The 22964-nt window shown below is 63.2% G+C and carries 22 protein-coding genes and 1 riboswitch; of the genes, 19 read left to right on the top strand and 3 right to left on the bottom strand.

The features are described from left to right. The 3 genes from cobW to FJ443_RS14710 form a co-directional block, all read right to left on the bottom strand. Positions 1 to 1053: a cobalamin biosynthesis protein CobW gene (gene cobW / locus FJ443_RS14720; protein ID WP_140664626.1), complete on the bottom strand. Its 1053-nt coding sequence runs from the start codon at positions 1051 to 1053 to the stop codon at positions 1 to 3. 2 nt (positions 1054 to 1055) lie between these two features. Continuing rightward, positions 1056 to 1502, bottom strand: a complete 447-nt coding sequence (locus FJ443_RS14715; RefSeq protein ID WP_140495573.1) for a DUF1636 family protein — start codon at positions 1500 to 1502, stop codon at positions 1056 to 1058. 37 nt (positions 1503 to 1539) lie between these two features. After that, positions 1540 to 1744, bottom strand: a riboswitch (cobalamin riboswitch). Between the two features lie 29 nt (positions 1745 to 1773). Beyond that, positions 1774 to 2973: a winged helix-turn-helix domain-containing protein gene (locus tag FJ443_RS14710; RefSeq protein ID WP_140664623.1), complete on the bottom strand. Its 1200-nt coding sequence runs from the start codon at positions 2971 to 2973 to the stop codon at positions 1774 to 1776. Between the two features lie 333 nt (positions 2974 to 3306). On the opposite strand from FJ443_RS14710, the gene FJ443_RS14705 reads away from it, so the two are divergent. The 19 genes from FJ443_RS14705 to FJ443_RS14615 all read left to right on the top strand — a co-directional run bounded on the left by FJ443_RS14705 (position 3307) and on the right by FJ443_RS14615 (position 22563). Then, on the top strand, positions 3307 to 3672 hold the full coding sequence (locus FJ443_RS14705) for an NADH-quinone oxidoreductase subunit A (protein WP_140495575.1): 366 nt from the start codon (positions 3307 to 3309) through the stop codon (positions 3670 to 3672). Beyond that, positions 3663 to 4244 (top strand): NADH-quinone oxidoreductase subunit B, encoded by a 582-nt coding sequence (locus tag FJ443_RS14700; protein WP_140495576.1) that lies wholly within the window; start codon positions 3663 to 3665, stop codon positions 4242 to 4244. The genes FJ443_RS14705 and FJ443_RS14700 overlap by 10 nt, the downstream gene beginning before the upstream one ends. A gap of 4 nt (positions 4245 to 4248) precedes the next feature. After that, on the top strand, positions 4249 to 4851 hold the full coding sequence (locus FJ443_RS14695; protein ID WP_140495577.1) for an NADH-quinone oxidoreductase subunit C: 603 nt from the start codon (positions 4249 to 4251) through the stop codon (positions 4849 to 4851). After that, a complete protein-coding gene (locus tag FJ443_RS14690; RefSeq protein WP_140495578.1) occupies positions 4851 to 6041 on the top strand; it encodes an NADH-quinone oxidoreductase subunit D in 1191 nt (396 codons plus the stop codon). The genes FJ443_RS14695 and FJ443_RS14690 overlap by 1 nt, the downstream gene beginning before the upstream one ends. Beyond that, entirely contained in the window at positions 6042 to 7319 is a 1278-nt protein-coding gene (locus FJ443_RS14685) for an NADH-quinone oxidoreductase subunit E (protein ID WP_140495579.1), read from the top strand. Between the two features lie 10 nt (positions 7320 to 7329). Next, positions 7330 to 8634 carry an NADH-quinone oxidoreductase subunit NuoF gene (gene nuoF / locus FJ443_RS14680; protein ID WP_140521143.1) on the top strand — a complete coding sequence of 435 codons (1305 nt, stop codon included), beginning with the start codon at positions 7330 to 7332 and terminating at the stop codon, positions 8632 to 8634. A 76-nt stretch (positions 8635 to 8710) separates the two neighbouring features. Beyond that, the gene (locus FJ443_RS14675) at positions 8711 to 9406 is read left to right on the top strand and encodes an NADH-ubiquinone dehydrogenase (RefSeq protein WP_140664620.1); all 696 of its coding nucleotides are present in this window, start codon (positions 8711 to 8713) and stop codon (positions 9404 to 9406) included. Between the two features lie 73 nt (positions 9407 to 9479). After that, complete coding sequence (gene nuoG, locus FJ443_RS14670) at positions 9480 to 11561, top strand: NADH-quinone oxidoreductase subunit NuoG (protein ID WP_140664617.1); 2082 nt, start codon at positions 9480 to 9482, stop codon at positions 11559 to 11561. 2 nt (positions 11562 to 11563) lie between these two features. Further along, on the top strand, positions 11564 to 12607 hold the full coding sequence (gene nuoH, locus FJ443_RS14665) for an NADH-quinone oxidoreductase subunit NuoH (RefSeq protein ID WP_140664614.1): 1044 nt from the start codon (positions 11564 to 11566) through the stop codon (positions 12605 to 12607). Continuing rightward, entirely contained in the window at positions 12607 to 13098 is a 492-nt protein-coding gene (nuoI, locus tag FJ443_RS14660; RefSeq protein WP_140495584.1) for an NADH-quinone oxidoreductase subunit NuoI, read from the top strand. Before nuoH ends, nuoI begins: the two co-directional genes overlap by 1 nt. 226 nt (positions 13099 to 13324) lie before the next feature. Further along, positions 13325 to 13945: an NADH-quinone oxidoreductase subunit J gene (locus FJ443_RS14655; protein WP_140495585.1), complete on the top strand. Its 621-nt coding sequence runs from the start codon at positions 13325 to 13327 to the stop codon at positions 13943 to 13945. Between the two features lies 1 nt (position 13946). After that, on the top strand, positions 13947 to 14255 hold the full coding sequence (gene nuoK / locus FJ443_RS14650) for an NADH-quinone oxidoreductase subunit NuoK (RefSeq protein ID WP_019858930.1): 309 nt from the start codon (positions 13947 to 13949) through the stop codon (positions 14253 to 14255). A 10-nt stretch (positions 14256 to 14265) separates the two neighbouring features. After that, on the top strand, positions 14266 to 16239 hold the full coding sequence (nuoL, locus tag FJ443_RS14645; protein ID WP_140664611.1) for an NADH-quinone oxidoreductase subunit L: 1974 nt from the start codon (positions 14266 to 14268) through the stop codon (positions 16237 to 16239). After that, the gene (locus tag FJ443_RS14640) at positions 16239 to 17744 is read left to right on the top strand and encodes an NADH-quinone oxidoreductase subunit M (protein WP_140521140.1); all 1506 of its coding nucleotides are present in this window, start codon (positions 16239 to 16241) and stop codon (positions 17742 to 17744) included. Before nuoL ends, FJ443_RS14640 begins: the two co-directional genes overlap by 1 nt. A gap of 19 nt (positions 17745 to 17763) precedes the next feature. Beyond that, complete coding sequence (nuoN, locus tag FJ443_RS14635; protein WP_140495588.1) at positions 17764 to 19200, top strand: NADH-quinone oxidoreductase subunit NuoN; 1437 nt, start codon at positions 17764 to 17766, stop codon at positions 19198 to 19200. Between the two features lie 4 nt (positions 19201 to 19204). Next, the gene (locus tag FJ443_RS14630; RefSeq protein ID WP_140516406.1) at positions 19205 to 20026 is read left to right on the top strand and encodes a biotin--[acetyl-CoA-carboxylase] ligase; all 822 of its coding nucleotides are present in this window, start codon (positions 19205 to 19207) and stop codon (positions 20024 to 20026) included. Positions 20027 to 20120: 94 nt separating this feature from the next. Further along, complete coding sequence (locus FJ443_RS14625; protein ID WP_140495590.1) at positions 20121 to 21791, top strand: ribonuclease J; 1671 nt, start codon at positions 20121 to 20123, stop codon at positions 21789 to 21791. An 86-nt stretch (positions 21792 to 21877) separates the two neighbouring features. Then, complete coding sequence (gene mce / locus FJ443_RS14620; protein WP_140495591.1) at positions 21878 to 22282, top strand: methylmalonyl-CoA epimerase; 405 nt, start codon at positions 21878 to 21880, stop codon at positions 22280 to 22282. After that, the gene (locus FJ443_RS14615) at positions 22279 to 22563 is read left to right on the top strand and encodes a DUF1467 family protein (protein ID WP_140495592.1); all 285 of its coding nucleotides are present in this window, start codon (positions 22279 to 22281) and stop codon (positions 22561 to 22563) included. The genes mce and FJ443_RS14615 overlap by 4 nt, the downstream gene beginning before the upstream one ends. Positions 22564 to 22964 lie beyond the last annotated feature (401 nt).

The raw sequence follows: 22964 nt of genomic DNA, 5'->3' as shown, positions 1-22964 counted from the left end.
TCAGCCGGCGAGGATATGCTCGATCGCCGGGCGGTTCAGCCCCTTGAGGCCGATGACGACCAGGCGCGAGCGGCGGTCGTCGTCAGCCGTCCAGGCGCGGTCATAATAATGATTGACGCGCGGACCGACCGCCTGCAGCAACAGCCGCATCGGCTTGCCGCCGACCTCGACGAAGCCTTTCACCCGCAGCACGTTCTCCTGTTCGGCGGCGGTCGCGACGCGCTTTGCCAGGTCGTCCGGGTTGGCGATCGAGGGGATGTCGACGATGAACGTATCGAAGTCGTCGTGCTCGTGGTCGAAGGCGCCGTCATGATGGGACTTGCGGTTCTCGATGTCGTCCTCGACGGCGAGGCCTAGCCCGAGCAGCACGGACGGATCGACCTTGCCATGAGCCGTCGGCACGACCTTCACGGCGCGGGCGGAGTGTTCGCCAATGATGGCGTTGGCGCGAGCCGAACCTGCGGCATCCATCAGGTCGCTCTTCGACAGGATGATGAGGTCGGCGCAGGCGATCTGGTCCTCGAACACCTCCTCGACGGGGTGGTCGTGGTCCAGTGTCTGGTCCTGCGCGCGTTGCGCCTGCAGGGCGTCCATGTCGTTGGCGACGCGCCCCTCGGCCAATGCCGGACCGTCGACCACGGCGATTACGCCGTCGACTGTCACCCGGCTCTTCACTGTCGGCCACTGGAAGGCCTGGACCAGCGGCTTGGGCAGAGCCAAGCCTGAGGTCTCGATCAGGATGTGGTCGACCTTCGGCGTCAGCGACAGGATCTGGTCGAGCGCCGGGACGAAATCGTCGGCGACGGTGCAGCAGATGCAGCCATTGGCCAGTTCGACGACGTTTTCCTCCGGGCAGGTGTCGATGCCGCAGCCCTTGAGGATCTCGCCGTCGATTCCGATGTCGCCGAATTCGTTGACGATGATGGCGATCCGCTTGCCGCCCGCGTTCTCCAGGAGATGGCGGACCAGCGTGGTCTTGCCGGCACCCAGGAAGCCGGTGACCACGGTACAGGGGACGCGGGAGAGAGTGGCGGCGGAAACTGCGGCGGTCATGATCAGTCCTTCAGCATGTCGAGGGGAGGAATGCGGGCGACGAGGCCGCGCTTGAGGGAATCCGGGCGACCACGCCACGGAATGAGGCCGTTGGTCGAAGCGGCGAAGAGTTTCGCGCCGGTGACGAGATCGGCGCCGCTGGCGATGTTCAGGTCGCCGAAGACATAACTCCAGCAGCCGTCGCGAAGAATCGCCGCACTGAGACGGCGCTTGCAGTTGCCGAGGCATTCGACGGTGCGGACACGGACATTGTCGGCCGTTGCGGCTTGGCGCGTATCTTGAGCCAAAACTTCGCCGGCGCGGGGATGGGCATCGGAACCGGTCTCGTCGCGGCAGGAAGCGCAGATGATAACAGTGACGCCGGCCAAGGCGTCGCTATCGCCAGACAAGTCGCTATCGCCAGACAAAATGTCCGCTGTTTCAGCCGGGAAACTGCTGTCGCGTTCCAAATCGGGCTCCTTGCCCGGAAAACCCGCCGGGCGATCGGATTCTTATGTCTCAGACGGCAGGTCTCCTGGCTCGCGGGTCATCGCCTTCGTGCCGCCTTCCCGGGACCGTCCCAGTGGTTTTCGGCCTTGGCTCGTCGCTTACAGTTGCGGGGACAGCCGCGGATTTGAAATCGAGATTTCGCACCGCATTCCCTCTTGGCTCCTCCCTTTGCCGAGAGGAGACCGTCTGGAATGGATTTAGGCTCTTGCAGGCGGCGGTGTCAACGCGCGTCTACGACACGGCAATGTCGGCGAGCGGCTGCCCAAGGTCGCCGGCGGGCGTAACCTCGATCCGTTCGAGGCCGAGCCAGCCCTGCATCTGCGTCAATTCCTGGAAGAGTTGCGCGGCGGTTTCAGGCGGCGCGCTGGGCTCGGCATAGGCCGCGTGGACGCGTAGCACGCTGGCCGGCCGGTCGGCCTTGAGGTCGACGCGCGCCACGATCCTGTCGCCGAGCAGGAACGGCAGGACGTAATAGCCGTATTGCCGTTTTTCGGCAGGGGTGTAGATTTCTATGCGGTAGTGGAAATCGAACAGCCGCTCCGTGCGCGAGCGCTCGAAAACGACCGGATCGAACGGCGCCAGCAAGGCGCGGGCCTCGATTTTTCGTGGAATACGGGCCTCCTTATGGAGGTAAGCCGGTTTGTCCCAGCCCTCGACACGCACCGGCACCAGCTCGCCTGTTTCAACCAGCTCCTCCAGCCGGCCCTTCATGTCGGCCGGCGACAGGCGGAAATAGTCGCGCAGGTCGCTTGCTGTCGCGACGCCATGAGCGCGGGCGGATATCCGCAGCAATTCCCGATGCGCGTCCTCGGCAGACGGCACCGGCAGATCGAGGATCGCCCGCGGCAGTACGCGCTCGGGCAAATCATAGAAGCGTTCGAAGCCACGGCGGTGCGCGGTGGTGATGCGTCCTGCCCAGAACAGCCATTCGAAGGCATGCTTGGCGTGGCTCCAGCCCCACCAGCCGCCGGATCCTTTCTGGCCTTCGAGCGCGGAAGCGGCGATCGGGCCGCGCTCCGCGACCTCGCGGTAGATCTCTTCTATATAGGCGGCGTGCTCACGGCCCCATTTGGCCAGGCCCAGATACATTTCATCGCCACGCTCGGCGCGCTGCATGCGCCAACGCATCAGGGGATAGGTCTCGACCGGCAGGAAGGAAGCCTCGTGCGCCCAGTATTCGAAAACCGTGCGCTTGCGCGTGACGGCGGCGTTGTCGAGCAAGGCGAACGGGTAGGGACCAAGGCGCGAATAGAGCGGCATGTAGTGAGCGCGCACCACCGCGCTGACGGAATCGATCTGCAGCAGGCCGGTACGCGAGAGCACGCGGGCGAAGTGGCGTCGGTCGGGCGTGCCGGCGGGGCGGGGATCAGTGAACCCTTGGGCGGCGAGCGCGATACGCCGGGCCGTGGCAAGCGAGATCTTTTCCTTCATTCGGATGCGACTCTGATGGCTTGTTGAGCGTCGTTCGGACAGTTGATTCCGGCCATGCTAGCAGGGTTTTGGCGGCAACTCTGTCAGGAGAGAAAAGTGGAGTAAAAAGCGAAGGAAATCAGACAGGAGCGGATCGGACCAGTTTCTTCCCTTATGCCGTCCAGGCCAGTGTTTTGAACAAGGTTTGACTTGCTTCGCCGGAAGCGCTGCGCTAACCCTCGCCGCGTTGCAGCAAAGGCCCCTTAAAACGGTTCAGCGGTTAAACTGTCACGCTTCCGCAATGGGGTCTGGTGCTGTAATCAAAATGGATTGGCGCCAACGGAAAGCCGCAGCATGAACGCACTTCTCAGTTCGTACCTGCCCATCGTCCTGTTTATCGCAGTGGCGGCGGCTGTCGGCGTCGCGCTTATCGTGGCGCCGTTCCTGGTGGCCTACCGCAATCCCGACCCGGAAAAGCTTTCCGCCTACGAATGCGGGTTCAACTCCTTCGATGACGCCCGTATGAAGTTCGACATCCGCTTCTACCTGGTGTCGATCCTGTTCATCATCTTCGACCTGGAAGTGGCCTTCCTGTTTCCGTGGGCGGTGTCGTTCTCGAAGATCGGCATGCTCGGTTTCTGGTCGATGATGGTGTTTTTGGCGGTGCTGACCATCGGCTTTGCCTATGAATGGAAAAAAGGAGCGCTCGAATGGGATTGAGCGACAGTTCCGGCACGCTCGTCGCGCCGAAGCCCAAGGGTCTGATCGATCCCAATACCGGCAGGCCGGTTGGGTCCGATGATCCGTTCTTCCTCGAAATCAACAACGAACTCGCCGACAAGGGCTTTCTCGTCACCTCGACCGAGGCGCTGATCACCTGGGCGCGCAGCGGCTCGCTGATGTTCATGACCTTCGGCCTCGCCTGCTGCGCCGTCGAGATGATCCACACCTCGATGCCGCGCTACGATTCGGAGCGGTTCGGTGTTGCTCCTCGCGCGTCTCCGCGCCAGTCCGACATCATGATCGTTGCCGGCACGCTGACCAACAAGATGGCCCCGGCGCTGCGCAAGGTCTACGACCAGATGCCGGAGCCGCGCTACGTCATCTCGATGGGCTCCTGCGCCAATGGCGGCGGCTATTACCACTATTCCTATTCGGTGGTGCGCGGCTGCGACCGCATCGTGCCGGTCGACATCTATGTGCCCGGCTGTCCGCCGAGCGCCGAAGCGCTGCTCTATGGCATTCTTCTGCTCCAGAAGAAGATCCGCCGCACCGGCACGATCGAACGGTAAATCCATGGCCGCATCCCTGAGCGAACTGTCGACCTATCTCGGCGAAAAATTGATTGGCCGCGTCAATGAAGCAGTGTTCGCCTATGGCGAACTCACCATCCATGTCGAGCCGCGCGATCTGATCGAAGTGGTGACTTTCCTGCGCGACGATCCGCGCTGCCAATTCATCTCGGTCATCGATGTCTGCGGCGCCGATTATCCGTCACGGGCCAAGCGCTTCGACGTCGTCTATCACCTGTTGTCGCCGAAGCAGAACGTGCGTATCCGCATCAAGGTGCAGGCCGACGAGGAGACGATGGTGCCGTCGATCACCGGCGTCTATCCCGGCGCCGACTGGTTCGAGCGCGAGACCTACGATCTCTATGGCGTGCTGTTTTCGGGTCACCCGGATCTGCGGCGCATCCTCACCGATTACGGTTTCGACGGTCACCCGCTGCGCAAGGATTTCCCGCTGACCGGCTTCGTCGAGGTGCGTTACGACGACGAGGCCAAGCGCGTCATCTACGAGCCGGTGGAACTGAAGCAGGAATTCCGCAATTTCGATTTTCTGTCCCCGTGGGAAGGCACCGATTACGTGCTGCCAGGGGATGAGAAGGCAAAGCAGTAATGGCTGAAACCTCCGTCCGCAATTTTAACATCAACTTCGGACCGCAACACCCTGCCGCGCATGGTGTTTTGAGATTGGTTCTGGAGTTGGACGGCGAAGTGGTCGATCGTGTCGATCCGCATATCGGGCTCTTGCATCGCGGCACCGAAAAGCTGATCGAGCACAAAACCTACCTGCAGGCAGTGCCTTATCTCGACCGGCTCGACTATTGCGCGCCGATGAACCAGGAGCATGCCTTCGCACTGGCCGCCGAGCGCCTGCTCGGCATCGAGGTGCCGAAGCGCGGTCAGCTGATCCGCGTGCTCTACTGCGAGATCGGCCGCATCATGTCGCACATCCTCAATGTGACGACGCAGGCGCTGGACGTCGGCGCGCTGACGCCGCCTCTGTGGGGCTTCGTCGAGCGCGAAAAGCTGATGGTGTTCTATGAGCGCGCCTCGGGTTCGCGCATGCATGCCGCCTATTTCCGTCCGGGCGGCGTTCACCAGGACCTGCCGCAGAAGCTGCTCGAGGACATCGGCAAGTGGATCGATCCGTTCCTGAAGTCGATCGACGACCTCGATCAGTTGCTGACCGGCAATCGCATCTTCAAGCAGCGCAATGTCGATATCGGCACGGTTTCGCTGGCCGACGCCTGGGCCTGGGGCTTTTCCGGCGTCATGGTGCGTGGCTCGGGCGCTGCCTGGGACCTGCGCAGATCGCAGCCCTATGAATGCTATTCGGAGCTCGATTTCGATATTCCGATCGGCAAGAACGGCGACTGTTTCGACCGCTACCTCGTGCGCATGGAAGAGATGCGCCAGTCGGCGAAGATCATGCGCCAGTGCATCGATCTCCTGCTCGGCAAGGAAAGCGCCGGGCCGGTGTCGAACCTCGACGGCAAGGTCGTGCCGCCAAAGCGCCAGGCGATGAAGCGCTCGATGGAAGCGCTGATCCACCACTTCAAGCTCTACACCGAGGGCTACCGCGTGCCGGCCGGCGAGGTCTATGCGGCGGTCGAGGCGCCCAAGGGCGAGTTCGGCGTCTATCTGGTCTCCGACGGCACCAACAAGCCTTATCGCTGCAAGCTGCGCGCGCCCGGTTTCGCGCATCTCCAGGCCATGGATTTCCTGTGCCGCGGTCACATGCTGGCCGACGTCACCGCCGTCCTCGGCTCCCTCGACATCGTGTTTGGTGAGGTCGATCGCTAAATGTCAGTCCGTCGTCTCGCAGAAGCCAGCGTCCAGCCAGCATCCTTCGCCTTCAACCGGGCGAACGCGGCCGCGGCCAAGCAATGGATCAAGAAGTACCCGAAGGGCCGGGAACAGTCTGCGATCATTCCACTGCTGATGCTGGCGCAGGAGCAGGAAGGCTGGGTCACCAAGGCGGCGATCGAGACGATTTCGGACATGCTCGGCATGCCGCGCATCCGCGGGCTCGAGGTCGCGACCTTCTACACGCAGTACCAGCTGAATCCTGTCGGCACGCGGGCGCACATCCAGGTTTGCGGCACCACGCCCTGCATGCTGCGCGGCTCGGAAGCGCTGATGGACGTGTGCCGCTCCAAGATCCACCATGACCAGTTCCACACCAACGACAAGGGAACGCTGTCGTGGGAAGAGGTCGAATGCCTCGGCGCCTGCGTCAACGCGCCGATGGTCATGATCTTCAAGGACACGTTCGAAGACCTGACGCCGGAACGGCTGGCCGAAATCATTGATCTCTACGATGCGGGCAAGGGGGCCTCGGTGACGCCGGGGCCGCAGAACGGCCGCACCGGCTCGGAGCCGGCCGCCGGCCTCACGACGCTGAAAAGCGAGAAGGCGATCCTCAAGTCGACCCGTGACAGGGAGGCCAGGGAAGCCGCCAAGGCCGCCAAGGCGGCACCCGACGCGATCATCGCGGCGCCGGTGCCAACGCCGGCCGCCACCCCTGTCGCGCCGTCCAATGCCAGCAAGCCGAAAACCGATGCGGCTGAAACCAGCCCGGCGCTGAAAACGCCGTCGCCGGCCAAGGTCGCGTCGGCAACGGAAAAAGCGGCGAGCGTCGCGGCTCCCCGCCACTCGGCGACAAACGCCAACAAGGCGGCGCCCGAGGTCGAGAAAGTTTTGAAGCCGCGCAGCGGCCCCCTGAACAAGGCTGAGCCGGCTTCCGCGTTCAAGTCGCCGGAAACCAAGCTTCCCGCCAAAGCGGCCAAGCCTTCGTTGGAAGACAAGAACCGGCCGGCCGGCATCGCCAGGCCGGCGCTGGTCGACGATCTCAAGCTGATCTCCGGCGTCGGCCCGAGGACCGAGAGCATCCTGCATTCGCTCGGCATCTTCACCTTCGCCCAGGTTGCGTCTTGGAAGAAGGCCGAACGGGAGTGGGTGGACAGCTATCTCTCCTTCCGCGGCCGCATCGAGCGAGACGACTGGGTCAAGCAGGCCAAGGCGCTCGCCAAGGGCGGCGTCGCCGAATATATCCGCGTCTTCGGCAAGAAGCCGGTCTGAGGGACGAACAATGCTTCAGGACAAAGACCGCATCTTCACCAACATCTACGGCCTCTTCGACAAGTCGCTGGCCGGCGCAATGGCGCGCGGCGCCTGGGACAACACGCCCGGCATCGTCGCCAAGGGGCGCGAGTGGATCGTCAACGAGATGAAGGCGTCGGGCCTGCGCGGCCGCGGCGGCGCCGGTTTCCCGACCGGCTTGAAATGGTCGTTCATGCCCAAGCAGAGTGACGGCCGGCCGAGCTATCTCGTCATCAATGCCGACGAATCCGAGCCCGGTACCTGCAAGGACCGCGACATTCTGCGCAACGATCCGCACACGCTGGTCGAAGGCGCCTTGCTCGCCGGCTTCGCCATGGGCGCGGTCGCGGCCTATATCTATGTGCGCGGCGAGTTCATCCGCGAGCGCGAGGCGCTGCAGCGTGCCATCGACGAGGCCTATGAGGCCAAGCTGATCGGCAAGGGCAACACTTCAGGCTACGATTTCGACGTCTATATGCACCATGGCGCCGGGGCTTATATCTGCGGCGAGGAGACGGCGCTGCTCGAAAGCCTCGAGGGAAAGAAGGGCCAGCCCAGGCTGAAGCCACCATTTCCGGCCAATGTCGGCCTTTATGGCTGCCCGACCACCGTCAACAACGTCGAATCGATCGCGGTGGCGCCGACGATCCTGCGCCGGGGCGCGGCCTGGTTCTCATCCTTCGGCCGGCCCAACAACGTCGGCACCAAGCTGTTCTGCGTCTCCGGCCACGTCAACAATCCGTGCACCGTCGAAGAGGCGATGTCGATCCCATTCCGCGAGCTGATCGAGACGCATTGCGGCGGCATCCGTGGCGGCTGGGACAATCTTCTGGCGGTCATTCCTGGCGGCGCCTCGGTGCCGCTGGTGCCGGCCGAGCAGATCATCGATACGCCGATGGATTTCGACGCGCTGCGCGACCTCAAATCCGGCCTCGGCACGGCGGCCGTCATCGTCATGGACAAGTCGACCGATGTCGTCAAAGCCATCGCGCGGCTGTCCTACTTCTACAAGCATGAGAGCTGCGGCCAATGCACGCCGTGCCGTGAAGGCACCGGCTGGATGTGGCGGGTGATGGAGCGGCTGGTGCGCGGCGAGGCGCAGAAGCGCGAGATCGACATGCTGCTCGACGTGACCAAGCAGGTCGAAGGCCACACGATCTGCGCGCTGGGCGACGCGGCCGCTTGGCCGATCCAGGGCCTGATGCGGCACTTCCGCGGCGAGGTGGAGCGGCGCATCGACGAATTTTCGCGCAACGCGCACCGGGCCGAGCCGGTGTTGGTGGCGGCGGAATAGAGAAGCATTGAATGGGCGATAGCCCGGAGCGAGAAGAACGGGGCGGGGCGAACGAAGAAACGACCAGGAGAATTCTATGGCGCCGTATTCGACACCCCACCCGTTGATGCCCAATTTGGACCAGATCGAGAAGATGAACCAGGACCTGACCAGGATGATGCCGAAGGAGATGGCCGGCGCCGTCAACCTTCTGGCGCACCCTGTCGCGGGCGCGGCGGCGATGTCGGCTCTGGGACTTGGGCTCGCCAACCACGCTTTCGGCGTCTGGTTGGGCGCGCTGTCGGGCGCAGCCGAGGCGTCGCAACGCCTCATGCAGCCGCTCATCGAGGATTTCGAGGCGCGCGTCGAACAATTCGAGGATGCGAGCCTTTCATCCACCAGAGCGCGGGCGACGGCCAAGACCCTGATTGCGGAGGCGCAGTCCTTCGCGCAGGAAGTCACCGACATTGCCGCCAGGGAGGCCGCCACCACGGTGCCGGCGGCACAGGCGGGGCGGTCAGCGGACGAGCTTCCGGATGTGCTGCTGCCCGAGGATTTCAGGCAGCCCAAGGCTGTGGACAGGCCGGCGAAGCCTTCGGATCTCAAGAAGATATCGGGCATCGGCCCGAAGCTGGAGACGGTGCTCAACGGGCTCGGCGTCTGGACGTTCCGCCAGATCGCCGACTGGTCACCCGAAGAGATCGCCTGGGTCGACGACTACCTGTCGTTCAACGGCCGTATCGTGCGCGACGACTGGATTGCCCAGGCGGCTGTGCTGGCCGCGAAGAAGTGAGTGAAATGCCGGGCGCCGCGTCTGTCGCGCCCGGGAAATGAGATTGCGGGAAATCCGCAGAGGTTTGAGGCGAATGGCAAAGCTCAAGGTCGACGGGAAAGAAATCACTGTACCCGACCATTACACGCTGCTGCAGGCGGCAGAGGACGCGGGCGCGGAAGTGCCGCGCTTCTGCTTCCACGAGCGGTTGTCGATCGCCGGCAATTGCCGCATGTGCCTGATCGAGGTGAAGGGCGGGCCGCCCAAGCCGCAAGCGTCCTGCGCCATGGGCGTGCGCGACCTGCGTCCCGGTCCGAACGGAGAAGCGCCGGAAATCTTCACCAACACGCCGATGGTCAAGAAGGCCAGGGAAGGCGTGATGGAATTCCTGCTGATCAACCATCCGCTGGATTGCCCGATCTGCGACCAGGGCGGCGAATGCGACCTGCAGGACCAGGCGATGGCCTTCGGCGTTGATTCCTCGCGCTATCACGAGAACAAGCGCGCGGTCGAAGACAAGTATATCGGCCCGCTAGTCAAGACGGTGATGAACCGCTGCATCCACTGCACGCGCTGCGTTCGCTTCACCACCGAGGTTGCCGGCATTTCCGAACTCGGCCTGATCGGCCGCGGCGAGGATGCCGAGATCACCACCTATCTCGAGCAGGCGATGACCTCGGAGCTGCAGGGCAATGTCATCGACCTGTGCCCCGTCGGCGCGCTGACCTCCAAGCCTTTCGCCTTCCAGGCACGGCCGTGGGAACTGACCAAGACCGAATCCATCGACGTCATGGATGCCGTCGGCTCGGCGATCCGCGTCGACAGCCGCGGCCGCGAGGTGATGCGCATCCTGCCGCGCGTCAACGAGGCTGTGAACGAGGAATGGATCTCCGACAAAACCCGCTTCATCTGGGACGGCCTGCGCACGCAGCGCCTCGACCGGCCCTATGTACGCAAGGACGGTAAGTTGGCTCCGGCGAGCTGGGCCGAGGCCTTCGCGGCAATCAAGGACGCCGTGTCGAAGACTACGCCCGAGAAGATCGGCGCCATAGCGGGCGATCTTGCCGCGGTCGAGGAAATCTACGCACTGAAGCTCCTGATGGCCGCACTTGGTTCGAAGAACATGGATTGCCGCCAGGACGGCGCCGCGCTCGACCCGGCGCTTGGCCGGGCAAGCTACATTTTCAACCCCACCATCGAAGGCATCGAACAGGCGGACGCGGTGCTGATCATCGGCGCCAATCCGCGCTTCGAAGCCTCGGTGCTCAACGCCCGCATCCGCAAGCGCTGGCGGGTCGGCAATCTGCCGGTCGGCGTCATCGGCGATGTCGGGGATACACGCTATGATTACGAACTGCTGGGCGCAGGACCGGAATCGCTCAAGGATCTGGCCGACGGCGATGGCAAGTTCTTCCAGGTGCTGAAGAAGGCCACGCATCCGCTCATCATCGTCGGCCAGGGCGCGCTGGCACGCCCCGATGGCGCGGCGGTGCTCGGCCAGGCAGCGAAGCTCGCCATGGCCGTGAACGCCGCGCGCGCGGACTGGAACGGCTTTGCCGTGCTGCACAATGCGGCTGGACGCGTCGGCGGCCTCGACCTTGGCTTCGTGCCGAGCGAGGGCGGCAGGAACGTCGCCGGCATGCTGGGCGAGACGGACGTGCTGTTCTTGCTGGGCGCCGACGAGATCGACATGGCAAAGACCGGCGGCGCTTTCGTGGTCTATGTGGGCACCCATGGCGATGCCGGCGCGCACCGCGCCAACGTCATCCTGCCGGGCGCTGCCTACACCGAGAAGTCGGGCACCTATGTCAACACGGAAGGGCGCGTGCAGCAGACCAACCGCGCCGGCTTCGCGCCGGGCGACGCGCGCGAGGATTGGGCCATCGTCAGGGCATTGTCGGATGTACTGGGCAAGAAGTTGCCGTTCGATTCGCTGCCGCAGCTGCGCGCTAAACTCTACGGCGAATACCCGCATCTTGCCCGCATCGACCAGGTTGCTGCGGGCAATGCCGAGGATATCGCCAATGTGGCGAAGCTTGGTGGACGGCTGAACAAGGGCACGTTCACGTCGCCGGTCCAGGACTTCTACCTGACCAACCCGATCGCGCGGGCCTCTGCCGTGATGGCGGAGTGCTCTGCGCTGGCCAAGAGCGGCTTCAAGCAGGCGGCGGAATAAGCATGGACACCTTCTTCTCCTTGTACGTGCTGCCGGCGCTGATCATCGTGTTGAAGTCGGTCGTGCTGATCGTCGTGCTTCTCATCGCCGTCGCCTACCTGCTCTATGCCGACCGCAAGATCTGGGCGGCGGTGCAACTTCGCCGCGGCCCGAACGTCGTCGGCCCCTGGGGCACGCTGCAGGCTTTCGCCGACCTGTTGAAGTTCGTCTTCAAGGAGCCGGTGATCCCGTCCGGCGCCAACAAGGGCGTGTTCCTTTTGGCGCCGTTGGTATCGGCGGTTCTGGCGATCTCGGCCTGGGCGGTCATTCCGGTCAGCCAGGGTTGGGCCGTCGCCAACGTCAATGTCGGTATCCTCTATGTGTTCGCCATCTCCTCGCTCGAGGTCTATGGCGTGATCATGGGCGGCTGGGCGTCCAATTCGAAATATCCGTTCCTCGGGGCGCTGCGTTCGGCAGCACAAATGGTGTCCTACGAGGTCTCGATCGGCTTCGTCATCGTCACCGTGCTGCTCTGCGTCGGCTCGCTCAACCTGTCCGACATCGTGCTGTCGCAGCAGGATGGGCTCGGCACCAGGCTCGGCCTGCCCAACACCTTCCTCGACTGGCACTGGCTGTCGCTGTTGCCGATGTTCGTCATCTTCTTCATCTCGGCGCTAGCCGAGACGAATCGCCCGCCTTTCGACCTCGTCGAAGCCGAATCGGAACTGGTCGCCGGCCACATGGTCGAATATTCGTCGACGCCGTTCCTGCTGTTCTTCCTCGGCGAATATGTCGCCGTCGTGCTGATGTGCGCGCTGGCCACCATCCTGTTCCTCGGCGGCTGGCTGCCGCCGTTCGACTTCGCGCCCTTCACCTGGGTGCCGGGGGTGATCTGGTTCGTGCTCAAGATCTGCCTGATGTTCTTCATGTTCTCCATGGTGAAAGCGTTCGTGCCGCGTTACCGCTACGACCAGCTGATGCGGCTTGGCTGGAAGGTGTTCCTGCCGATCTCGCTGTTCATGGTGGTGCTGACCGCCGCCTTCCTCAAGATCACGGGGTTTGCGTGATGTCCGCTCTGTCCCAGGCCGCCAAATCGCTGCTGCTGAAGGATTTCGTCAGCGCCTTCTTCTTGTCGATGCGCCAGTTCTTCGCGCCGAAGGAGACGATCAATTATCCGCACGAGAAAGGGCCGGTGAGCCCACGCTTCCGGGGCGAGCATGCCTTGCGCCGTTATCCCAATGGCGAGGAACGCTGCATCGCCTGCAAATTGTGCGAGGCGATCTGTCCGGCGCAGGCCATCACCATCGAGGCCGGCCCGCGCCGCAACGACGGCACGCGCCGTACCGTGCGCTACGACATCGATATGGTGAAGTGCATCTATTGCGGCTTCTGCCAGGAAGCCTGCCCGGTCGACGCCATCGTCGAGGGGCCGAATTTCGAATTCGCGACCGAGACGCGCGAGGAACTCTACTACGACAAGGACAGGCTGCTGGCGAATGGCGACCGGTGGGAGCGCGAACTGGCGCGCAACATCTCGCTGGACGCACCGTACCGCTGATATCGCATGGACAGGGGCGAGGGCCCTTGTCCGGGGATGACCCGAAGCATTTCAGGCAAGGTCATCCCTCAGGACTTCAGAGTTGCCCATGTTTCTTTGCGCCGGGTCTTTCAACCCGGTTGGAACATGGGCTAGGACAACGCGGCTTCGCACCGGAGGCGGAACGAAGCCACAGACAACAAACAGGACGAACGTCCTGTTTGGACAGGAACCCGGGGGAACCCCAATGCTGAGTGGACTAGAGGCGGCCTTTTTCTACCTCTTCGCCTTTGTCGCCGTGGCGTCGGCGTTCATGGTCATTTCGTCGCGCAACCCCGTGCATTCGGTGCTGTTCCTGATCCTGACCTTCTTCAACGCCGCCGGCCTGTTCATGCTGACAGGCGCCGAGTTCCTGGCGATGATCCTGCTCGTCGTCTATGTCGGCGCTGTCATGGTGCTGTTCCTGTTCGTCGTCATGATGCTCGACGTCGACTTCGCCGAGATGAAGGAGGGCGCTCTGCAATATGCGCCGATCGGCGCTCTGGTGGGGCTGATCCTGGCGGCGGAACTGATCGTGGTGCTCGGCGGCTATACCTTCGCGCCGCAGCTCGCCTCGACGGTATCGAAGCCGATTCCCGATCTCGCGGCGCGCTCGAATACGGCAGCGCTCGGCGACATCCTCTATACGGACTACCTCTACTACTTCCAGATCTCGGGCCTCGTGCTGCTGGTGGCCATGATCGGTGCCATCGTTTTGACGCTGCGCCACAAGGAAGGGGTCAAGCGGCAGTCGATCGCAGCCCAGGTCGCCCGCACGGCGGCGACGGGCATGGAAATCCGCAAGGTCAAGTCGGGCGAAGGAGTCTGAGATGGTCGTCGGCATCGCACATTATCTGACCGTATCGGCGATCCTTTTCACGCTCGGCGTGTTCGGCATCTTCCTGAACCGTAAGAACGTGATCGTCATCCTGATGTCGGTCGAGTTGATCCTGCTTGCGGTCAACATCAATTTCGTCGCCTTTTCGGCGGCTCTCGGCGACCTCGTCGGCCAGGTGTTCGCGCTGTTCGTGCTGACGGTCGCAGCGGCGGAGGCCGCCATCGGACTTGCCATTCTCGTCGTCTTCTTCCGCAACCGCGGCTCGATCGCGGTCGAAGACGTGAACATGATGAAGGGTTGACGGAACCACCATGTACCAGGCCATCGTCTTCCTTCCGCTGCTCGGCTTCCTGATCGTCGGCCTGTTCGGCACGTCGCTCGGCGCCAAGGCGTCCGAATACATCACCTCCGGCTTCCTGGTGATCGCGGCGGTGCTGTCGTGGGTTGCTTTCTTCACCGTCGGCTTCGGCCATGGCGAGGTGTTCACCGTGCCGGTGCTGCGCTGGATCCAGTCCGGCGGACTGGAGGCGTCCTGGGCGCTCAGGATCGACACTCTGACGGTGGTCATGCTGGTGGTGGTCAACACCGTGTCGGCGCTGGTCCATATCTACTCGATCGGCTACATGCACCACGATCCGAACCGGCCGCGTTTCTTTGCCTATCTGTCGCTGTTCACCTTCGCCATGCTGATGCTGGTGACGGCCGACAACCTCGTGCAGATGTTCTTCGGTTGGGAAGGGGTGGGCCTGGCGTCCTACCTGCTGATCGGCTTCTGGTACAAGAAGCCCTCGGCCAACGCCGCGGCCATCAAGGCCTTCGTCGTCAACCGCGTCGGCGATTTCGGCTTCGCGCTCGGCATCTTCGGCGTGTTCGTGCTGTTCGGCTCGGTCAATCTCGGCACCATCTTCGCCAATGCGGCGACGTTCATCCCGGCTGAAGGCGCCCCGCAAGGTGCTGCGGTGCTGACCTTCCTCGGTTATGCGCTGGACAGGCAGGCAGCGATGACGATCGTCTGCCTGCTGCTGTTCATGGGTGCCATGGGCAAGTCGGCGCAGGTGCCGCTGCACACCTGGCTGCCGGACGCCATGGAAGGTCCGACGCCGGTCTCGGCGCTCATCCATGCCGCCACAATGGTGACGGCCGGCGTGTTCATGCTGGCGCGGCTGTCGCCGCTGTTCGAGCTGTCGCATTCGGCGCTGACGGTGGTGACCTTCATCGGCGCCTTCACCGCCTTCTTCGCGGCGACCGTCGGCCTGGTCCAGAACGACATCAAGCGCGTCATCGCCTATTCGACCTGCTCGCAACTTGGCTACATGTTCGTGGCGCTCGGCGTCGGCGCCTATGGTGCGGCGATCTTCCACCTGTTCACGCATGCCTTCTTCAAGGCGCTGCTGTTCCTCGGCTCGGGCTCGGTCATCCATGCGGTTTCCGACGAGCAGGACATGCGCAAGATGGGCGGCCTGAGGACGCTGATCCCGACGACCTACTGGATGATGGTAATCGGCACCCTGGCGCTGACCGGCGTCGGCATTCCGGTCACCGTCATCGGCACCGCCGGGTTCTTCTCCAAGGATGCCATCATCGAGACGGCCTTTGCCGGGCATAATTCCGTGGCGGGCCTCGCCTTCGTGCTGCTGGTGATCGCCGCCGGCTTCACCTCCTTCTATTCCTGGCGGCTGATCTTCATGACCTTCCACGGCAGGCCGCGGGCGAGCCATGAGGTGATGCACCATGTCCATGAATCGCCGCCGGTGATGCTGGTGCCGCTGTTCGTGCTGGCGGCGGGCGCGCTGTTTGCCGGCATCATCTTCCACGGTGCCTTCATTGGCGAAGGCTATGCCGAATTCTGGAAGGCGTCGCTGTTCACGCTGCCGGACAATCACATCCTGCACGACATTCACGAACTGCCGCTATGGGTCGAGCTGTCGCCGTTCATCGCCATGCTGATCGGCCTGGCGCTGGCGTGGAAGTTCTACATCCGCTCGCCGGAAATGCCGGTCAATCTGGCCGCCCAGCATCGCGGGCTCTATGCTTTCCTGCTCAACAAATGGTATTTCGACGAGCTCTATGACTTCCTGTTCGTGCGGCCGGCCAAACGCCTCGGTTCCTTCCTGTGGAAGACCGGCGACGGCACCGTCATCGACGGTCTCGGGCCTGACGGCATTTCGGCACGCGTCGTCGATGTCACCAACCGCGTCGTCAAGTTGCAGACCGGCTATCTCTATCACTATGCCTTCGCCATGCTGATCGGCGTTGCCGCATTCGTCACCTGGATGATGCTCTGATGACCGCCTGGCCAATTCTCTCGCTGGTCACCTTCCTGCCGCTGGTTGGTGTGCTGCTCATCCTGTTCATCAACGACGACAGCGAAAACGCACGCCGCAACATCCGCGCCATCGCGCTGCTGACGACGACGTTCACCTTCATCATCTCGCTGTTCATCTGGACCGGCTTCGACAATTCGCAAGCCGGCTTCCAGTTCGTCGAGAAGGTCGCCTGGCTCGATTCCGGCATCTCCTATCATATGGGCGTGGACGGCATTTCGATGCTGTTCGTCATCCTGACGACATTCCTGATGCCGCTCTGCATCCTGGCGTCGTGGGAAGCGATCGAAAAGCGCGTCAAGGCCTACATGATCGCCTTCCTGCTGCTCGAGACGCTGATGATCGGCGTGTTCTGCGCGCTCGACATCGTGCTGTTCTACGTCTTCTTCGAAGCCGGCCTGATCCCGATGTTCATCATCATCGGCGTCTGGGGCGGCAAGCGCCGCGTCTATGCCTCCTTCAAGTTCTTCCTCTACACGCTCGCCGGCTCGGTGCTGATGCTGCTCGCCATCATGGCGATGTTCTACCAGTCCGGCACGACCGATATCCCGACGCTGTTGACGCACAATTTCCCCGCCAACATGCAGACATGGCTGTGGCTCGCCTTCTTCGCCTCCTTCGCGGTGAAGATGCCGATGTGGCCGGTGCATACCTGGCTGCCGGATGCGCATGTCGAGGCGCCGACAGCCGGTTCGGTGATCCTGGCCGCCATTCTGTTGAAGATGGGCGGATACGGCTTCCTGCGGTTCTCCTTGCCGATGTTCCCGCTGGCCTCCGAGATGTTCGCGCCGCTGGTCTTCGCACTTTCGGTCGTCGCCATCATCTACACCTCGCTGGTGGCGCTGATGCAGGAGGACATGAAGAAGCTGATCGCCTATTCGTCGGTCGCCCATATGGGCTTCGTGACCATGGGCATCTTCGCCATGAACCAGGAAGGCGTGCAGGGCGCGATCTTCCAGATGCTCAGCCACGGCCTGGTCTCGGGCGCGCTGTTCCTGTGCGTCGGCGTCATCTATGACCGCATGCACACGCGTGAGATCGCCGCCTATGGCGGCCTGGTCAACAACATGCCGAAATACGCCACCGTGTTCCTGATCTTCACCATGGCCAATGTCGGCCTGCCGGGCACGTCAGGCTTCGTCGGCGAGTTCCTGACCATGCTCGGCGTGTTCCGGGTCAATACCTGGGTGGCGTTCTTCGCTGCCACCGGCGTCATCCTGTCGGCCGCCTACGCGCTTTGGCTCTACCGCCGGGTGATCTTCGGCGCGCTGACCAAGGACAGCCTCAAGGGCCTGCTCGACCTGTCGACACGCGAGAAGGCGATCATCTATCCGCTGGTTGTGCTGGTCATCTTCTTCGGCGTCTATCCCGCTCCCGTCTTCGACGCGACGGCCCAGTCGGTCAAGTCGCTCGTCACCAATGTCACCGCATCCATCGGCGCCGCGCAGACCGCGGCGGCGAACTGACCCAGGGGTTTTGCGAACCATGACGCCGGACCTTCTCTCCAGCCTGTCGCTCTCGACGCCCGAGCTGATCCTTGCCATCGGCGCGCTCGCGCTGCTGATGGTCGGGGCCTATTCGCGCGCCAACACCGCCAACACCGTGACCGGCCTTGCCGTTGCCGTGCTGGTGATATCGGGCGCCTGGCTGATCTTCTCCACCGGGCAGGGCAGCGCCTACGGCAATGCCTTCATCCAGGATTCCTTTGCCCGCTTCATGAAGCTGCTGGCGCTGGTGGGCTCGGCGGTGACGCTGATCATGTCGATGCGCTTCGCCAGGGCGGAGCGGTTCGACAAGTTCGAATATCCGGTGCTGATCCTTCTGTGCACGCTCGGCATGATGCTGATGATCTCCGCCAACGGCATGATCGGGCTCTATCTCGGCCTCGAGCTTCAGTCGCTGGCGATCTATGTCTTGTGCGCGATCAACCGCGAGAACCTGCGCTCGACCGAGGCGGGCCTGAAGTACTTCGTCCTCGGCGCGCTGTCGTCGGGCATGCTGCTCTATGGCATCAGCCTGGTCTATGGTTATACCGGCAACACCGGGTTCCAGGAGATCGCGACGGCGCTGGGCGGCGGAGAGCGCCAGCTTGGCCTCGTCTTCGGCCTGGTCTTCGTGCTGGCCGGCCTCGCCTTCAAGATCTCGGCGGTGCCGTTCCACATGTGGACGCCCGACGTCTATGAGGGTGCGCCGACACCGGTGACGGCTTTCCTGGCGGCGGCACCCAAAATGGCGGCTATGGCGCTGATCGTGCGCGTCACCATGGGCGCGTTCAAGCCGATCGCTTCCGACTGGCAGCAGATCATCGTCTTCATCTCCATCGCCTCGATGGCGCTCGGCTCTTTCGCGGCGATCGGCCAGACCAACATCAAGCGCCTGATGGCCTACTCCTCGATCGGCCACATGGGCTACGCGCTGGTTGGCCTTGCCGCCAACAGCCAGGCCGGCGTGCGCGGCGTCGCGATCTACATGCTGATCTATCTGGTGATGACGCTCGGCACCTTCGCCTTCATTCTCGCCATGCGGCGCAAGGAAGGCAATGTCGAGCAGATCAGCGACCTGGCAGGCCTGTCCTCGACCAACCCGATCATGGCGACGATCCTGACCATCCTGATGTTCTCGCTGGCCGGCATCCCGCCGCTCGCCGGCTTCTGGGGGAAGTGGTACGTCTTTCTCGCCGCCATCAATGCCAACCTCTACGCGCTGGCGATCATCGGCGTGCTGGCCTCGGTAGTGGGCGCCTATTATTACCTGCGCATCATCAAGATCATGTGGTTCGACGAACCGGTCGGCGGCTTCGTGCCGATGGCCAGTGAATTGCGCCTCGTACTCGGTGTCTCCGGCGCTTTCGTGCTGTTCTATGTGCTGATCGGCGGTCCGATCGGCACCTATGCCGAAGCCGCCGCCAAGACATTCTTCTGACGGGATGGCATTTCGGCTGGCTCCAACCTCGGCGTCGGAAGGATTCCGGCTGGAGGCGCATGACAGCGTCGGCTCCACCAATGCGCTGGCGCTGGATCACGCCCGGGCCGGCGACCCCGGCAGATTGTGGGTCGTTTCCAAGAAACAGGAAAGCGGGCGCGGGCGGCGCGGCCGCGTCTGGGCGACACCCGAGGGCAATCTGGCGGCGACGCTGCTCGTCCTCACCGGGGGCGAGCTTCGCCTCGCCGCGACGCTCGGTTTCGTCGCCGGCCTGGCGCTGGCCGATGCGCTCGACGCCGTGGTGCCGGCGGGCCGGATCGCCATCGGCCTCGACGGCGGCAATGAAGGCAAGAACCGTTTCGAGCTGAAATGGCCGAACGACGTGCTCGCCTCCGGCGCCAAGCTCGCCGGCATCCTGCTGGAATCGGCCATGCTGGACGGCGGCCGTTTCGCGGTGGCGGTCGGCATCGGCGTCAATGTTGTGGCGTACCCTGAGGATTTGCCGTATCCCGCGACGTCGCTTCACGCACTGGGTGCGGCATGCGATGCCGAAACGCTGTTCCTGGCGCTGTCGGATGCCTGGAGCGAGAATGCCCGCCTGTGGGACGACGGGCGGGGACTTGCCGCCGTCAGGCGGCGCTGGCTGGCACGCGCGGCAGGGCTTGGCGGCGAGGTTGCTGTCAGAATTGACGGTAATGTGGTGCGCGGGGTGTTCGAGACCATTGACGAGGACTGCCGTTTCGTGATCCGCGACGATGAGGGCTCGGTTTTGACGATCGCCGCCGGCGATGTGCATTTCGGCGCGGTCGCATCCGCCCGGGTATAGTTTTGTTTTTGCGCAATTCCAGACGGAAAACCGTTACAGACTTTTCCCGGAATTGCTTCAATGGCTTGGCCTGAGGGCCAGGAAGGAAAAAATCATGGCGAAAGCGGAAAACGCCGAACTCGTCTTCGTGCCGCTGGGCGGCGTCGGCGAGATCGGTATGAACTTCGCTCTCTACGGCTATGGTCCGCCGAGCGCGCGCGAATGGATCGTCATCGACGTCGGCGTCACCTTTCCCGACGCGGCGCATCCGGGCGTCGACCTGATCCTGCCCGACACGCGCTTCATCGAAGAGAACATCGCCAATTTGCGCGGTATCGTGATCACCCACGCGCATGAGGACCACTATGGCGCGCTGCTGGATATCTGGCCGAGGCTCAAGGCGCCGGTGTGGATGACGCCGTTCAGCGCCGGGCTGCTGGAAGCCAAGCGCCAGGGCGAGCAGGGCGCGCCGAAGATCCCGCTGACCATCTACCGCGCGGGCGAAAAATTCACTGTCGGTCCGTTCGAAATCGAGGCGATCCCGGTCGCGCATTCGATTCCCGAACCGATGTCGCTGGCCATCACCTCGCCGGCAGGCACCGTCATCCACACCGGCGACTGGAAGATCGACCCGGCGCCGACGATCGGACCCAAGACCGACGAAGCACGGTTCCGCGCCTATGGCGACAAGGGCGTGCTGGCGCTGGTCTGCGATTCGACCAATGCTATGCGCGAAGGCGAATCGCCATCGGAAGTCGCGGTCGGCGAGGGGCTGAAAGGGGTTATCCAGGCCGCCAAGGGCCGCGTCGCCGTCACCACCTTCTCGTCCAATGTCGGCCGTATCGTTTCCATCGCCAAGGCGGCGCGCGATGCCGGCCGTCAGTGCCTGGTGCTCGGCCGGTCGCTGAAGCGCGTCATCGATGTCGCCGGCGAACTCGGCTACATGGACGGTCTGCCTGAGTTCATCGCCGAGGAGGATTTCGGCTTCATTCCGCGCGAAAACCTGGTCGTCATCTGCACCGGCAGCCAGGGCGAGCCGCTGGCGGCGCTTGCCAAGCTCTCGCGCGACGAGATGAAGTCGGTGTCGCTGACGGCCGGCGACACGGTGGTGTTTTCCTCGCGTACCATTCCCGGCAACGAGAAGGCGATCCTCGAAATTAAGAACCGCCTCGTCGATCTCGGGATCAAGATCATCGAGGACGGCGATGCGCTGGTGCATGTCTCCGGCCATCCGCGGCGCAGCGAATTGCGCAAGATGTATGAATGGGTACGGCCGCAGATCGGCGTTCCAGTGCATGGCGAGGCCGCGCATCTGGTGGCCCAGGGCTCGCTGATGTCGACGTCGGGCATCGGCCAGGTGGCGCAGGTGCGCGACGGCGACATGCTGCGGCTTGCTCCCGGCCCTGCCACGATCATCGACCAGGTGCCGTTCGGCCGCATCTACAAGGACGGCAGGTTGATCGGCACCGACCAGGCGATGGGCATTCGCGACCGTCGCAAACTGTCCTTTGCCGGCCATGTCGCGGTCAATGTGGTGCTGGACGAGAAGTATGAGCTCGCCGGCGATCCCGATCTCGTCGCAATCGGCGTCGCCGAGGCCGACGCCAGGGGCGAGACGCTGGAGGACCTGATGATCGATGCGGCAATCGGCGCGGTGGACTCCATCCCCCGTCAGCGCCGAAAAGATCTCGATCTGGTGCAGGAGGCGGTACGCCGTGCCGTACGTGGCGCCGCCAACGAAGCCTGGGGCAAGAAACCGCTGGTGACTGTATTCGTCACGCGGTGACGAATAGGGGAATAAGGCAGTAGGGGAGTAGGGGAGAATGAGCCGTTGCTTTTCTTCTTCCCTACTCCCCTAAAGCGGAGCGCTCTATGCTTGGACGCCTGAACCATGTCGCGCTTGCGGTGCCGGATCTGGCTGCGGCTGTCGCTTGCTATCGCGACACGCTAGGCGCCGAAGTGAGCGAACCACAGGCGCTGCCCGGGCATGGCGTCACCGTGGTGTTCGTCAATGTCGGCAACACCAAGATCGAGTTGCTGGAGCCGCTCGGCGAGGGTTCGCCGATCGCGGCTTTCCTCGAGAAGAACCCGTCGGGCGGCATGCACCATCTCTGCTATGAGGTCGACGATATCCTTACCGCGCGGGACCGGCTCCAGGCGGCCGGCGCCCGGGTTCTGGGCGACGGCAAGCCGAAGACCGGCGCGCATGGCAAGCCTGTGCTGTTCCTGCATCCGAAGGATTTCTTCGGCACGCTGATCGAACTGGAGCAACCATGAGCTGGGTTTCGTTCACCGCACTGTTTTTCGCGACCTGGTGGGTGGTGCTGTTTGCCGTTCTGCCGTTCAGCGTCAGGACGCAGGATGACGATCGTGACGTGACGCTGGGCACGGTGCCTAGCGCGCCGCGCGGACCACATATGCTGCGTGCGGTGATCCGCACCACCGTCGCCACGGCGGTGCTCATGGGCATTTTCTACGGCCTGACGCACGGGCTGGGATATAGCCTCAACGACATCCCGCACATCGTGCCGGAATTCGGCCAGGCCACGGCAAAATAGCAGCATTCAAACCGGCTCTTGCGCTTCGGGCGAGGTCATGCCGCCATTCGGCGCCGGCTCATCTGTTCAGGCTTCAAAAATCATGACGCAGGGTAAGGTGGTTTGGCAACGCATTGCGCTAAGCAGGTGATTGCACAAAAAAAATGCAAGGCACAAGGCCTTGCAATTTAAACGCGTCCGATCTGTTTCCGGTTTCCGGCGGCAGCGAGTAACCGCGCCTAGATCGCATCCTCCCAAGACTTTGACCGCGTAGGAGAACAGATTTTTCTCTGCTCTCTCGGTTATCGGGGCACATTAGCCCAACGGAAATGAAAATGTCACGAAGAATTTTGCCTTGAAACGGGCATTCTCGTGCTGCACTGCACAATAGTACGGCAGGCTTTGCTTGGGAAACCACCAGC

It is taken from the genome of Mesorhizobium sp. B2-6-1 (genome assembly GCF_006440475.1).
Taxonomy (GTDB): domain Bacteria; phylum Pseudomonadota; class Alphaproteobacteria; order Rhizobiales; family Rhizobiaceae; genus Mesorhizobium.
Note: the sequence above shows the minus strand (reverse complement) of the source record. Positions and strands in the feature narration are given on the sequence as shown.